Here is a 14,461-nt window from a genome sequence, read left to right as displayed (position 1 = left end):
TTAAACTACTTATTCTTGTTCAATACCTTCATCAAGTTCTTCAATAATGGATTCAATATAATCCCATTCTTCCTCTGTTTCGATTGGTGATAATTCACCATCTGTATCATTTTCAGAAGGAACAAATGATGACGCAAAAATTTCAACTGTACCGTCTTCATCTTCAGATCCGATGACAGAGTAAAGAACATAGGATTTTCCAAACTCCTCAGAATCAAAAGTATGAAGGACTTCGCAAAGTTGCTCATTTCCGTCTTCGTCAACGATAGTAATATGGCGTTGTTCTAATTCTTCTTCCATTTTTTCACCTCATATTTGTTTTCGATCCAAAAAGCCTTGCAGAATCATGACCGCAGCCATTTTATCTATCACCTTTTTACGGTTTTTGCGTCGCACATCCGCTTCAATAAGTAGACGCTCTGCAGCCATCGTAGTTAAACGCTCATCCCAAAGTGTGACAGGCATGGAAAAAGTATTTTCTAGCAACTTTGCATATGCCTTGGACGCTTCACCTCTAGGACCAATTGTGTTATTCATATTTTTTGGAAAACCAACAACGAATTCCGTCACTCCATATTGTTTGACAAGTTCCTGAATTCGATTGATACCGAATTCTCCATTTTCCTCATCAATTTTAACAGTTTCAATTCCCTGTGCAGTCCATCCAAGTGCGTCACTAACTGCTACTCCAACTGTTTTGGAGCCAACATCTAAACCCATTATTCTCATCATCAAGCCTCGTTATTCTTTTTAATATAAAATTTTACAAGTTCTTCTAAAATTTCATCGCGTTCAAGCTTGCGAATTTTATTACGTGCATCTTGATGACGAGGGATATAAGCAGGATCTCCTGATAATAGGTATCCAACGATTTGGTTAATCGGATTATATCCTTTTTCTTCTAGTGCTGCATGAACATGAAGCATGGTTTCTTTCACTTCTTGTTCCATAGATTCTTCTGGGAAATTAAATTTCATCGTTTGATCAAATTTACTCATGCTCAGCACCTCGCTTTAAAGTTATTGGAATAATCAACTACGTTCCCGTGTCATTGCATCCGAATTTTTTCGAGTTTCCTCAAAAAGCTCCTTCAAAATCTATGACATCCACCAGAGGTTTTGGGTCAACATGATGTTAATCACTCAGGTGTTGCCACAGGATGTAGCACTTTTAAGTCCGAGTTTCTCTGATTCAGCTTCCGTACTCCCGGCTCAATAGGACTTAAAATCATATTCATCTCGCCTCCTATTGAAGTGGGCATCTTCTGTGTTGCTACGCTTTCGGTATAAAAATATTTATTCCTGTTCGTTGCATAGAGCATTGGTCCTGTCGCTACGCTTTCGTCGCATAAAACATTCACTGAATCAAGATGAACTTTTCTTTGTTAGTATACCTGAATTTCTCTTCCATTTAAATAGATTTTACATAATTATACACAGAATCAAGTGCTTCCGCCAATTTTGAACCATCTTTCGCTCCAGCCATCGCCATATCTGGACGACCGCCACCTTTACCACCACATAATTCTGCAACATGTTTGACGATTTTACCAGCATGATAGCTTCCACCAGCTATATCCTTCGTTACACCTGCGCATAACATTACTTTTTCGCCAGCAGTTGCACCAAGAACGATAATACTATTATCCATTTTTTCTTTTAAATCGTCCATTAATTGACGTAATTGATTATTATCTTTTGCATCTACTTTCGTAGCAAGCACTGTAACATCACCGATTTGTTGTGCCGCTGATAAAATATTAGATGCTTGAGCACCTGCAATCTTAACCGATAATGATTCGATTTCACGTTGTTGTTCTTTTAAATCATGTTGTAGTCCTTCAACACGAGCAACTAAATCTTTTGGATTTGATTTTAGAAGACTAGCTGTTTGCTCAAGGATATGTTGTTCTTCTTTTGCTGCCAAATATGCTGCTTTACCTGTTACAGCTTCAATCCGACGAGTACCTGCACCAATACCTCCTTCAGAAATAATTTTAAAGAAACCGATTTCTGAAGTACGTTTTACATGGATACCACCACAAAGTTCAATGGAATAGTCAGAAACTTGGACAACACGAACAATGTCGCCATATTTTTCACCAAATAATGCCATAGCACCTTTTGCTTTTGCATCTGCTATTGGCATTTCTTCTATGACTACCGGAATATCTTGCCAAACTTTTTCATTGACAATACGCTCTACTTTTTCTAATTCCTCTTTTGTAACTGCACCAAAATGAGAGAAGTCAAAACGTAAACGATCTGGACCAACATATGAACCTGCTTGATTGACATGTTCACCAAGTGTATCTTTTAAAGCACGTTGTAGAAGATGAGTTGCCGTATGATTTTTCACGATTAAGTTACGTTCTGCACGATCAACTTGAGCCAATACTTCATCTTCTACATGGATTTCACCAGATTCAATAATAACTGTGTGCAAAGCTTGACCATTAGGTGCCTTTTGTACATCTTTGACTGATGCTGTGAAGGCATCATTTGAAATCGTACCATGATCAGCAATTTGTCCACCCATTTCTGCATAAAATGGTGTTTCAGATAAAATGACAAGTACTTCATCACCTTCAGAGGCCACTTTTACTTCTTGTCCTCCAGCAACCATTGCAACAACTTTTGTATGAGATGTCAATGTATCATAGCCCACAAATGTACTTTTTTGTTTTAAGTTCGCTAATACCTCTGATTGAACATGCATGGAATCGACATCTTGACGAGCATTACGAGCACGTTCTCGTTGCGCTTCCATTTCAGCTTCGAACCCTACTTCGTCCACTGTCATGCCAACTTCTTCTGCATATTCCTCTGTTAGTTCTATTGGAAAACCGTACGTATCATATAGGCGGAATGCATCAGCCCCAGGGATGACCGTTTCACCTTTGACCTTTTGTGATTCTACTACTTCATTGAAAATGGCTAAACCATCGTGAAGTGTTTCATGGAAGCGAACTTCTTCGTTTTTAATAACACGCGCGATGAATTCAGCTTTTTCTTTTACTTCTGGATAAAAATCAGCCATAATATTGCCAACTGTAGGAACTAACTCGAACATAAATGGCTTCTCAATGCCGATTTTCTTCGCATAACGCACTGCACGACGCAACAAACGACGCAATACATAACCACGTCCTTCATTTGATGGGAGTGCCCCGTCACCAATAGCGAATGCGACTGTACGAATATGGTCTGCAATCACTTTAAATGGCGTGTTGATATCTTCGTGGCTACCGAATATTTCTTTGAAGTCGATTTCGTTAGGTCGTTTATATTTGCGATTCGCAAATTCTTCAATTTTTTCAATGATAGGCATAAATAAATCCGTGTCAAAGTTTGTTGGGACATTTTGTACAACTGAAGCCATCCGTTCAAGCCCCATACCTGTATCAATATTTTGTTTTGGCAATGGTGTATAAGTGCCATCAGGATTATGGTTAAATTGAGAGAACACGAGGTTCCAAATTTCAAGATAACGTTCGTTTTCTCCACCTGGATATAATTCAGGATCTTTCGAATCATTGCCGTATTGTTCGCCACGATCATAGAAAATTTCAGAGTTTGGACCACTTGGACCTTCACCGATATCCCAGAAGTTCCCTTCAAGACGGATAAGACGTTCCTCTGGCACGCCAATTTCGTTCTTCCAAATATCATATGCTTCTTGATCTTCTGGATGAATCGTAATGGATAATTTATCCCCATCGAAGCCCATCCATTTTGGATCAGTTAGGAATTCCCACGCATAGTGAATAGCTTCTCTTTTAAAATAGTCACCGATTGAAAAGTTACCAAGCATTTCAAAAAAAGTATGGTGTCTTGCTGTTTTTCCAACGTTCTCAATATCATTCGTACGAATGGCTTTTTGTGCATTTGTGATACGTGGATTTTCAGGGATCACCGTACCATCAAAATATTTTTTTAATGTAGCTACACCAGAGTTAATCCAAAGTAAGGATGGGTCATTAATTGGCACAAGCGGCATACTTGGTTCTTGTCTATGATTTTTTTCTTTGAAAAATTCAATGAATTTTCGACGAATTTCTGCAGATGATTGCATAAATATATGTTCCTCCTTTAATACAATAGCTTTGTTTAGTCATATTGTTGCTACTCTTTCGTTTCGCTTCAGGTCATTTTCCAAATAACTCTCATTTGGCCAAGCTTGTTTTCTGCGATTGCTCGTCATAGAAGAGATATATTCCTGTCGCTCGCTTTGCTTCGTCACAGAAAAATTTTGTTTCTGTCGCTTTGCCTTCATTATGAAAAATACGCCGAAGTTTGTTTTCAAGCACACTGAAAAAGTCAATTTATTTCTAATCCATATAATAGCAACTTGCTTTTATCTAATAAAGTGAAGCTTCTATCAGTGGGGGTTTTCTTCATCCCCCACTGATAAATGCGGGATAAAGTTTAATAAGATCCAATTTTCATCATGACAAATCGACATTTAAACCAATTTCCAGTGGCTTCCTCGCTTTCTCATAGAGGTTGTTGCCTTTAGCTTAGCGAAAAATTGAAGTATGAAATTACAACCATATCCTATAACAGAGCCAATACAATAAAAAACCCTCATCCTCTTAACCAGGGACGAAGGTTAATTTTCGCGGTACCACCCTAAATTACAATAGCCTACACTATTATCTCTCAATTGACCTTAACGCGGTTAACGGCAGTTTTTGACTGCACTCAGGACGAGCTTTTCCAAATTGGTAGATGAAGATTCTCACAGCCTAGGAACCTCTTTCTGAACATTTTCCCAAAAGTACTTTTTTCCATCAACGTTTTCATTTATAGGGCTTTGAATAGTACATTCGCGGTATTACTAGTTGTATCCACTTTTTCTCTATCTTATTTTAAAAAATGCCTGTCATTATGTCAATTCTCATTGTTCATGAAGTCATATGGACTAATCCCTTTCATGCCGATCATAGGATGAATGGCATAAACATTGTCCATCGTTAGCTTTACAGTTTCCTTCGGTTGCCCTTCTACAGAAGCTTCTTCCAATAATTGTTCATCTTCTAAATGGGGCGAAGATTCATCGACATTGTCTTTATCGCCCATGCTTTTAGGTAAGGCATCATCTGCTGTTAAATCATTATTTAAACGATCCGCAAGACTTGTGTGTCTTTGTAAATCATCTGTTCTTTGGAGACCATAAATAAAAGTATCCGGTTCACCGCAAAGAATCAGATAGTTTTTCGCCCGCGTGATACCTGTGTACAGTAGATTCTTTCGAAGCATTTTTGAATACCCTCGGACAATGGGCATAATGACCATCGGAAACTCGCTACCTTGTGATTTATGGATTGAACAGCAATATGCGAGTGTCAATTGATTTAAGTCACTTTTTTGATAGGTCACTTCAATACCATCAAAAGAAACCACCAATAAATCTGTTTTTTCAATGGTTTCTTTGGCTTTAATAATTGAAATAACTTCCCCCATGTCACCATTGAAGACATTATTATTTGGCTGATTCACCAGTTGCAGAACTTTATCTCCAATACGGTAGATAGTATCACCAAATGCGATTTCTTTTGTTTTAGCACTCTCCTTTGGATTGATAAGTTCCTGTAGCATTTTGTTCATCGCATCAATCCCTGCGTTTCCACGATAGATGGGGGCCAATACCTGAATATCGTGAATAGAGAAACCTTTTTTGATAGCACTTTTTACAACCTGACCAACAACATCCGCAATTTGTTCTTGTCTAGCTCGAATAAATGATCGATCACCTGTTTTAGCCATTAAATCTTGAGGTATTTCTCCTTGCTTCATCTGATGTGCCAGTTCTATTATGGAAGAACCTGCGGATTGACGATAAACATCCGTTAATTCAACAGTCGGAATAGTTTTAGAGGCAAGTAAATCTTTCAGCACTTGACCTGGGCCTACTGGTGGAAGTTGATCCTGATCTCCCACAAAAATCACTTGACAATCATCATTTAAGGCTTTTAATAATTGATAGGCAAGCCATGTATCGACCATTGACATTTCATCAACAATAATAAGTCGACCCGCTACTTCGCGCTCCGTATCTTCGTCTTTTTCTTGTCCAGTAAAACCTAATAAGCGATGGATCGTCATAGCAGGTAGTTCTGTTGATTCACTTAAGCGTTTAGCGGCACGTCCCGTTGGTGCAACTAAAACAATGGGGAACTCTTCTTCTTTCGCCGCATATTCCTTAGGATTCAAGGACAACCCATGCAATTCTGCATAAACATCTACAATCCCCTTGACAACTGTTGTTTTACCAGTACCTGGGCCACCTGTTAAAATCATTATGGCTGAATTGATTGCGGTTTCAATTGCTTGAATCTGTGTCTCAGCATAAGCTACACCAAATCGTTCTTCAGCATCGCCAATTCGTTTACGAATTTCGGAAGAAGGAAATGCAGAATGCTCTTTATTTTTTTGAACGAGTTCTGTAATTTTTGTTGCGATGCCAATTTCTGAATAGTAGAGAGAGGGCATGTATATTCTTGTTTCTTCGCCACATACCTTACTATCCTCGCCTAATTCAATGATACATTTTGAAATATCTTCATACGTTATCGTACAACGTTGGCTTGTTTCCAATAATCGCTTTGCTTCCGTCATGATTTCTTGAGCCTCAAGAAAAACATGGCCTTCAGATAATGCAGCTATATTCAAAAGATGTAAAATAGCCGCTTTTATACGATCTGGATGATTTCCTGTTATATGTAATTTCGCACCTAGTTCATCAGCACGCTGAAAACCAACTCCATCAATATCTTCAATTAATCGGTATGGATTTTTTTGTAACACCTGCAATGTTTCGCTTTTATATGTTTGGTAAATTTTCACTGCAATCTGTGCACCAAATCCCCACTCATTCAGTTGAATCATAATACGATCAAGTCCGAGGTTTTGTTCTAATACTGCACGAAGCGTTTGCTTTTTATCTTCTGTTAACCGAGGAATTTCATCTAATGCATCAGGATTTTCAATAATGATTTTAATCGCATCAGAACCAAGCTTTTTGACAATCGTTTCGGCAGTGCGACGCCCAATGCCAGGAAATAAATCACTCGCTAAATATTGAACGACCCCAGTTTCAGTAGCTGGAATCTCTTTTTCAAAAGTAGCAGCTTGAAACTGTAGGCCGTATTTGGGATGTTGCTTTAACTGTCCTGTATAACGATATAAAGCATCATCAGTAACTGATGGAAAATAACCTGTCACAATTATTTCCTTGTCTTTATAATCTGTGTTCGTTTCTTGAATTTTCAATTTAACAATAGAAAACAAATTCTGTGCATTGTGAAAAATAGTGACAACAGGTCGACCGACGATAAAAAGCTGTTCGTCTTTCAAGAACGATAAGTTTTCAGTCAACACTGTCCCCTTCTTTCCATTAGTCCTTTTTCATCGCAAGCATGTCATGGATGTAGCGTGCTTGCTCAAATTCAGGCTGTAGTGTAAAAGCTTGCTTTAGATGGTACATGGCATCATCTACTCGCTCGGTTGAAACGGCATATAACACGCCCAAATTATAATGAGCATCCGCATTATTCCAGTCTTCAGCGATAACAAACTGCAATTCTTTCTCTGCTGGCTCAAATAATTCCAATGTGCAAAGCATAATGCCATAGGAAAGCCTTATTTGCAAATCTTGTGGCGCTAGTTCAGCTGCGCGTTGCATATAAGGTAAGCCTAACTTAGACTGCCCCTCGTGTTCAAAGCTTTTTCCTAACATATAATACGCATCTGCACCTTCGATTCCATTACGAATCGATTGTTCATATAATTTTGCAGCTTCTAAGTAACGTTCAGAATTGTAATATAAATTAGCTAATCCGTAATAAGCTGTAGCAGCTTTTTCATCTAAGGTTAATGCTTTTTGGAAAAAGCGCTCAGCTCTTTCAAGATCGTCCATTGAAGCTAATAGATTGCCAAAGTTAATATAGCCTACAGGATCATGAGGATTTTCATCTATTGCTTTTGTGAATGCTTTCGCTGCATCCTCATAACGTTTTTCTTGAATCGCTTTGACGCCTTCTTCATTAAAATCCACTTTTTCCACCTCTATCACCCGACATATGTTAATTTTTCGCCATTTTTAAATACTTCATCGATCGTTGCGCCACCTAGGCATTCATCGTTGTCATATAAAACGACAGATTGTCCCGGTGTGATGGCACGGGCAGGTTCATGGAAGGTGACATGCCATTTACCTTCATCAAGTAATTCTACTTCTACTGGTACATCTTTTTGGCGATAGCGGAATTTTGCGGTAGCACTAAATTTCTTTGGCATTTGACGATGTGTTGTAAAGCTTGTTTTAACTGCGGTTAAGCTCGTGGAGAAAAGTTTATCATTATAAAAATTTTGTCCAACTAATAAAACATTTCTTTCTAAATCTTTTCCTAATACAAACCAAGGATCACCATCGCCACCAATACCAAGACCATGACGTTGCCCAATTGTATAGTACATAAGCCCATCATGCTTACCCATTACTTTGCCATCGAATGTTTCCATATTACCTGGCTTGGCAGGTAAGTATTGACTTAGAAATTGTTTGAAATTACGTTCACCGATAAAACAAATACCTGTGGAATCCTTTTTGTGAGCGGTTGCTAAACCTGCTTCCGCTGCGATTTCACGAACACGCGGCTTTTCTAATTCGCCAATCGGGAACATAACTTTCGATAATTGTTCTTGTGATAATTGGTTTAAGAAATAAGTTTGGTCCTTGTTTTGATCGACACCTCGCAACATTCTTGTTTCACCATCACGAACTGCTACTCGTGCATAATGACCTGTTGCAAGATAATCTGCACCAAGTTTCATGGCATGTTCTAAAAATGCTTTGAATTTAATTTCTTTATTGCACATAACATCAGGGTTTGGTGTACGACCAGCCTTATATTCTTCTAAAAAGTAAGTAAATACTCTATCCCAATATTGTTTTTCAAAGTTTACAGCATAGTAAGGAATGCCGATTTGGTTACAAACTTTGATAACATCTTCATAATCTTCTGTAGCAGTACAAACGCCATTTTCATCAGTATCATCCCAGTTTTTCATAAAGATACCGATCACATCGTAGCCTTGCTTTTTTAATAAATAAGCCGCTACAGAGGAATCGACTCCTCCAGACATGCCGACAACAACACGGGTTTGTGAGGGGTCTTTTGTTGCGCTCATATTGTTCACCTTTTTTCTGTTATTTCACTAAGCGTTTTACGATATCAATTGTTTTGTCTGCAGCTGTTTGAACATCCTCTGTTGTCAAACCATAGCCAAAACTAAAACGAATAGAGTTATGCAGTTCATCCGCATCTTTTCCATACATAGCAACTAATACATGTGATGGATCAATAGAACCGGCCGTGCACGCAGATCCACTTGACGCAGCTACTCCCGCCATATCTAAATTGACTAGGAAAGATTCAACGTCCATTCCTGTAAAACTAATGTTTAAAACATGTGGTAAATAGTGGGCTTCATCACCATTTACATGATAGGAGATGCCCGCTTGATCTAACTTTTCCAAGAATATTTCGCGGAAATTTTTAAATTGTTGTTGTTTTTCTGCAAAACTTGCTTGGGCAATTTTAGTAGCCTCTGCAAAGCCAACAACTGCTGGTACATTCTCAGTGCCTGCACGACGTTTACGCTCTTGCTCACCACCCAAAATAATGGGTTGAAGTTTCGTATGATCGCGCTGATATAGGAAGCCCAAACCTTTTGGACCGTTTAGTTTATGTGATGAAACAGATAGTAGATCTACTTGAAGTTCATCGACATCAAGCTTTTGGATACCAAAAGCTTGAACTGCGTCTGTATGGAAACTTGCTTGATGATTTTTTAATAGTGCCCCAATTTCCTTAATTGGTTGTAGTGTGCCGACTTCGTTATTACCAAACATAACGGTTACTAAAATGGTATCGTCACGAAGAGCTTTTTTTACGTCTTCAAGTGAAATCATCCCTTTTTCATTGACAGGAAGATAAGTCACTTCAAAGCCTTCTTTTTCAAGTTGTTGGCAAGTATGAAGCACTGCATGATGCTCGATTTGGGTTGTAATAATATGACGGCCCTCATTGCGTCTAGCATGTGCAGTACCGATAATCGCTAAGTTATCTGCTTCACTACCACCACTTGTTAAAATGATTTCGTGTTCCTTTGCACCAATAGCGTTTGCTAATACTGCTCTTGCTTCGTCCAAATATTTTCGAGCATAGCGACCAATACCATGAATACTGGAGGGATTGCCAAAGACAGTACTCATCGTTTCTGCCATCTTCTCAATGACTGCTGGATGCATAGGAGAAGTGGCAGCATGGTCAAGATATATTTCTTTCATGGTAAAAACTCCTTTTAAATGTAAAACATATAACCATCATCATTTTGTTCTTCTGTATAAGTCGCTAAATCATCAAGTGTCGTTGTTTCAAGCACTTCTTTTACTGCATCGCGAACTCGTAGCCATAACTCTCGTTGTGGTGGAGCCTCTTCTTCAATTCCTTCTACAGGTTGAATCGGTCCTTCTAACACTTTAATCACATCAGCTGATGAAATTAAATGTGGTGCTTTTGACAACATATAACCACCGTATGCACCGCGAACACTCTTAACAAGACCAGAGTTTCGTAATGGAGAAACAAGCTGTTCTAAGTATGCTTCCGATAAGTTGTTGTCTGAAGCGATCTGTCTAAGTGGAATAGGTCCCTGACCATATTCTTTTGCTAATTCAATCATAATTGTTAGGCCATAACGCCCTTTTGTTGATATTTTCATATATACACCTCTAAAATAAGCTATTTGTCTAGATTAAAGTATAGCATATTTCTTTTCATTCTACTCAGGAATGATTTATGATTATTGTTACGAGTTATCGAAAAATGTTTAATGACAACTATTATTTTGAAAGAAAGAGGTGCCCACATGCCAAACGAACCACTCGCATTTCGTATGCGACCACGTAATCTTGATGAGGTGGTCGGTCACCAAGAAATAATCGGACAAAATACGACTCTTTATAAAATGATTCAAAACGGTCATGTGCCATCTATATTACTCTATGGAAAGCCAGGAATCGGTAAAACGTCTATTGCCTTTGCAATCGCCGGCTCATCCAAACTACCCTTTTTTGCTTTGAATGCCACACGTGCAGGAAAAAAAGATGTAGAAAACGTTGTAGAGGAAGCCAAATTATCTGGACAAGTCATTTTGTTTTTAGATGAAATTCATCGATTTAACAAATTACAACAAGATACATTGCTTCCTCATGTTGAAAATGGCTCTATCGTGTTAATCGGGGCTACAACTGAAAATCCATTTCATGATGTCAATCCCGCTATCCGCTCTCGTTGTGGCGAAATCAAACAACTCAAACGACTAACAGACGATGATATAAACACACTTATTCTTCGTGCCTTAAAAGATAAAGAACGTGGACTAGGACGCTACAAAATTCGAATGACCGATGACCAACGTGCTATGATCGTACAAGCTGCTCATGGGGATGCACGAAAAGCACTAACACTATTGGAATCGGTCTATTACTCTTCAGATGAAGAAAATGATGAAACAATTGTACAAGATTCCATCGTGAAAAATCTAGCAGAACGCATTGGTGTGTATGGTGATAAAAAAGGCAGCCATTTTTATAATCTATTGTCTGCATTACAAAAATCTGTTCGCGGCAGCGATGTCAATGCGGCCATTTACTATTTAGCTAATTGCTTGGAAAATGGAGATTTAGTCGCAGTAAGCCGTAGATTGCTTGTGATGAGCTATGAAGATGTTGGACTCGCCGCGCCAGAAGTTGGCTCACATGTACTGGCAGCTGTCCAATCAGCTGAAAGGCTAGGAATGCCAGAAGCCCGAATTCCTCTAGCCCATGCGGTCATTGAAATGTGTCTTGCCGAAAAGTCAAACTCAGCCATTACTGCAATCGATACAGCAATCGCAACAATTCATGCTGGCAAAACAGGAGAGATTCCTATGCATTTGCATGATGCACATTATGCCGGTGCAAAAGTGCTTGGAGTCGAAGGCTATCGATATCCGCATGATACACCTATAGGTACATTTGGCGGTTGGGTAGATCAGCAATATTTGCCAGATGAACTAGAAGGAGTTGAATTCTACCATCCTGTCATTGCCGGACAGGAAAAACGAATGGCAGGAATCTATGATCATTTGAATAGCTTGAAAAAGAAAAAATAATAAAAAAACACAAAAGACAAGTAACTAAAATACTACTTGTCTTTTGTTATCGCCACTTTATATTGTGAAATGATAAGATTATGTAGTGACTTTCAATACGGTTTTAATTTTTTGAATAATTCCACCAGAACTATATGTCAATACGCTTCGTTTGTAGAATGAAAGACTAACATAAAACAATACCACAACCGTAGCGATTAATATGAGCAGGGCAATCAGTGGTTCTATAGGTGATAAATCTGTTGCGCCTATTCGGAGCGGCATAACCATCACTGTCGTAAAAGGAATAAATGAAAATATTTTCACAAGTAGTGTATCTGGACTATATAAGCCTGACATCAATACATAAAAACCAGCGATGCCCATGAACATGACCGGCATCATTGTCTGACCAGCCTCTTCCACTTTGGATACGAGTGAACCAAAAAGAGCACCAACAATTAAGAACAAGAAAATAGATAAGATGAGATAAGCAAGTGTATACACTACATAACTGACGGACAAATTTTCAATAATGCCTGCAATTTTCTTCCATTTTGAACCATCATCAACCGTTAACAATAACAAAATTTGTATAACTAATAATAAGGCTACTTGCGAAAAAGCCAGTAAATAAGTTCCTGTAATTTTTGCCAAAAAATGAGTAGAAGGTTTAACGCTTGCGAGTAACACCTCTAATACACGCGAGCCTTTCTCAGAAGCGACATCTGTCGTAATAATGGATAAAAATGAAATAACGATCGAATACACAATTGAACCAACTAAAATAGAGGCTCCAATACCCGCAGCTTTTTCATCTTCACTTTTACCATCTTGCTTTTGCATATCTAGATTTTTCATATGAATAGGCGTTTGCGATTCAATAATTTGAGCTGCTTGTTCAGTTGTTAAATGCAGCTGCTGTACAGCATATATTTTCCCAGCATATTGTATCATTGATGATAATTTTGTTTGGTCATTGAATTCAAGTGGTGTATAGGTTACAATCTCAGCATTTAATCGACCATCTTTTTCCGTCAGAAAAACAGCTGCGTCTAGTTTTTCAGCTTTTATCTGTTTTTCAATCGTTGCCTGATCTTCAGTAGGAAATGAAAATTTCACATCTTCATCAGATTGAAACACTTCTTTAAAATCCTGCTTCGTATCATTGACCATCGCAATTTTAAGGGGTTCTTCCGAAAATATAGCCGCTTTAATATTAGACCAAAACATAATCCCACTAACAATTGCTACATAAAGTAATGTAGAAAAAATAAAGGACTTCGATCTAATCTTTTGTTTATACAGTTGTGTTGCTAATAACCAAAATTTAGACATGTTCTCCACCTACCAAATCTTTGAAGATTTCATCTAACGATAAATAATCCATACTAAACTTCTCCATATATTTACCTTTTCCAAGTATTTGAAAAAGTTGTTCCCCATATAGCTCATTTTCTAATAGTAACGTGTATCCATCCTTCGTTTTCTTTACTCTTTTGACACCAGGCAGTGCATTCAACTGTGATTCTTCTAGCTCAGATCGAATGCTTAACTTGATCTTTCCATACTGCTCCTTTAAATCTAGTAAACTACCCGTGAACAAGGATGCACCTTTTTTTAGCACACATAGATGATCGCAAAGTTCCTCTACATTATCCATTTGATGACTTGAAAAAAGGATGGTCGTTCCTTTTTCCTTTAAAAATAAAATAGCATTCATTAATAATTGTCGATTCACCGGATCGAGACCACTAAACGGTTCATCTAGTATGAGAAACTCTGGCTGATGGATAAAACTTGCGATCAATTGCACTTTTTGCTGATTTCCTTTAGAAAGGGTCTCAGCTTTTGCTTTCCGTTTATCTTCTAAATCAAATCTCTTGATCCAGTAATCTACTTCTTTTTTCAAATCTTTTTTTGTCCATCCACGTAAAATGCCAAAGAAATATAGTTGTTCTTCTACCGCCATAGTGGGGAAGATTCCTCTTTCTTCCGGCAGATAACCAAGTATATCTCGATTGACTTTGTTCATCGGTTGTTCGTTCCAGGTAATATCCCCTTCTGTTGTCTCCTGCAAATCTAGAATCATTCGAAACGTTGTTGTTTTACCAGCTCCGTTTTGACCGATTAAACCAAATATCTCTCCCTTTTTAATGGTAAAAGATAGCTGATCTACCGCTGTGAAATCTTGATATCTTTTTGTAACTTGATCTATTACTAGCGTCATTCTCCTTCTCCTTTTATCGAAAATTTCC

General features: G+C 38.1%; 12 protein-coding genes. 1 reads left to right on the top strand and 11 read right to left on the bottom strand.

All coding sequences use genetic code 11. The annotated features are described in order from the left end of the window. Positions 1-9: 9 nt before the first annotated feature. From FEZ13_RS01890 to cymR, 9 genes are all read right to left on the bottom strand, one after another. Complete coding sequence (locus tag FEZ13_RS01890) at positions 10-300, bottom strand: DUF1292 domain-containing protein (RefSeq protein ID WP_146548211.1); 291 nt, start codon at positions 298-300, stop codon at positions 10-12. Between the two features lie 9 nt (positions 301-309). Next, positions 310-729, bottom strand: coding sequence for a Holliday junction resolvase RuvX (gene ruvX / locus FEZ13_RS01885; RefSeq protein WP_146551249.1), 420 nt, complete (start codon positions 727-729; stop codon positions 310-312). A 2-nt stretch (positions 730-731) separates the two neighbouring features. Beyond that, positions 732-998, bottom strand: coding sequence for an IreB family regulatory phosphoprotein (locus tag FEZ13_RS01880; RefSeq protein ID WP_146548209.1), 267 nt, complete (start codon positions 996-998; stop codon positions 732-734). Positions 999-1,410: 412 nt separating this feature from the next. Further along, entirely contained in the window at positions 1,411-4,074 is a 2,664-nt protein-coding gene (gene alaS, locus FEZ13_RS01875; protein ID WP_146551248.1) for an alanine--tRNA ligase, read from the bottom strand. Positions 4,075-4,892: 818 nt separating this feature from the next. Further along, positions 4,893-7,379 (bottom strand): SF1B family DNA helicase RecD2, encoded by a 2,487-nt coding sequence (gene recD2 / locus FEZ13_RS01870; protein ID WP_146551247.1) that lies wholly within the window; start codon positions 7,377-7,379, stop codon positions 4,893-4,895. Positions 7,380-7,398: 19 nt separating this feature from the next. Beyond that, positions 7,399-8,058 carry a tetratricopeptide repeat protein gene (locus tag FEZ13_RS01865; RefSeq protein WP_146551246.1) on the bottom strand — a complete coding sequence of 220 codons (660 nt, stop codon included), beginning with the start codon at positions 8,056-8,058 and terminating at the stop codon, positions 7,399-7,401. A 14-nt stretch (positions 8,059-8,072) separates the two neighbouring features. Beyond that, complete coding sequence (gene mnmA / locus FEZ13_RS01860) at positions 8,073-9,194, bottom strand: tRNA 2-thiouridine(34) synthase MnmA (RefSeq protein WP_146551245.1); 1,122 nt, start codon at positions 9,192-9,194, stop codon at positions 8,073-8,075. A 19-nt stretch (positions 9,195-9,213) separates the two neighbouring features. After that, positions 9,214-10,356, bottom strand: coding sequence for a cysteine desulfurase family protein (locus tag FEZ13_RS01855; protein WP_146551244.1), 1,143 nt, complete (start codon positions 10,354-10,356; stop codon positions 9,214-9,216). A gap of 14 nt (positions 10,357-10,370) precedes the next feature. Further along, entirely contained in the window at positions 10,371-10,790 is a 420-nt protein-coding gene (cymR, locus tag FEZ13_RS01850) for a cysteine metabolism transcriptional regulator CymR (protein ID WP_146548203.1), read from the bottom strand. Between the two features lie 147 nt (positions 10,791-10,937). On the opposite strand from cymR, the gene FEZ13_RS01845 reads away from it, so the two are divergent. Further along, positions 10,938-12,224: a replication-associated recombination protein A gene (locus FEZ13_RS01845; RefSeq protein WP_146551243.1), complete on the top strand. Its 1,287-nt coding sequence runs from the start codon at positions 10,938-10,940 to the stop codon at positions 12,222-12,224. A 78-nt stretch (positions 12,225-12,302) separates the two neighbouring features. Here FEZ13_RS01845 and FEZ13_RS01840 read toward each other — a convergent pair whose 3' ends face one another. Beyond that, a complete protein-coding gene (locus tag FEZ13_RS01840; protein ID WP_146551242.1) occupies positions 12,303-13,541 on the bottom strand; it encodes an ABC transporter permease in 1,239 nt (412 codons plus the stop codon). Next, on the bottom strand, positions 13,534-14,433 hold the full coding sequence (locus FEZ13_RS01835; protein ID WP_146548200.1) for an ABC transporter ATP-binding protein: 900 nt from the start codon (positions 14,431-14,433) through the stop codon (positions 13,534-13,536). Before FEZ13_RS01835 ends, FEZ13_RS01840 begins: the two co-directional genes overlap by 8 nt. Positions 14,434-14,461 lie beyond the last annotated feature (28 nt).

The sequence above is a fragment of the Rummeliibacillus sp. SL167 genome, assembly GCF_007896505.1.
In the GTDB taxonomy this organism is placed as follows: domain Bacteria; phylum Bacillota; class Bacilli; order Bacillales_A; family Planococcaceae; genus Rummeliibacillus; species Rummeliibacillus suwonensis.
This window is presented reverse-complemented; position numbering and strand designations above follow the sequence as displayed.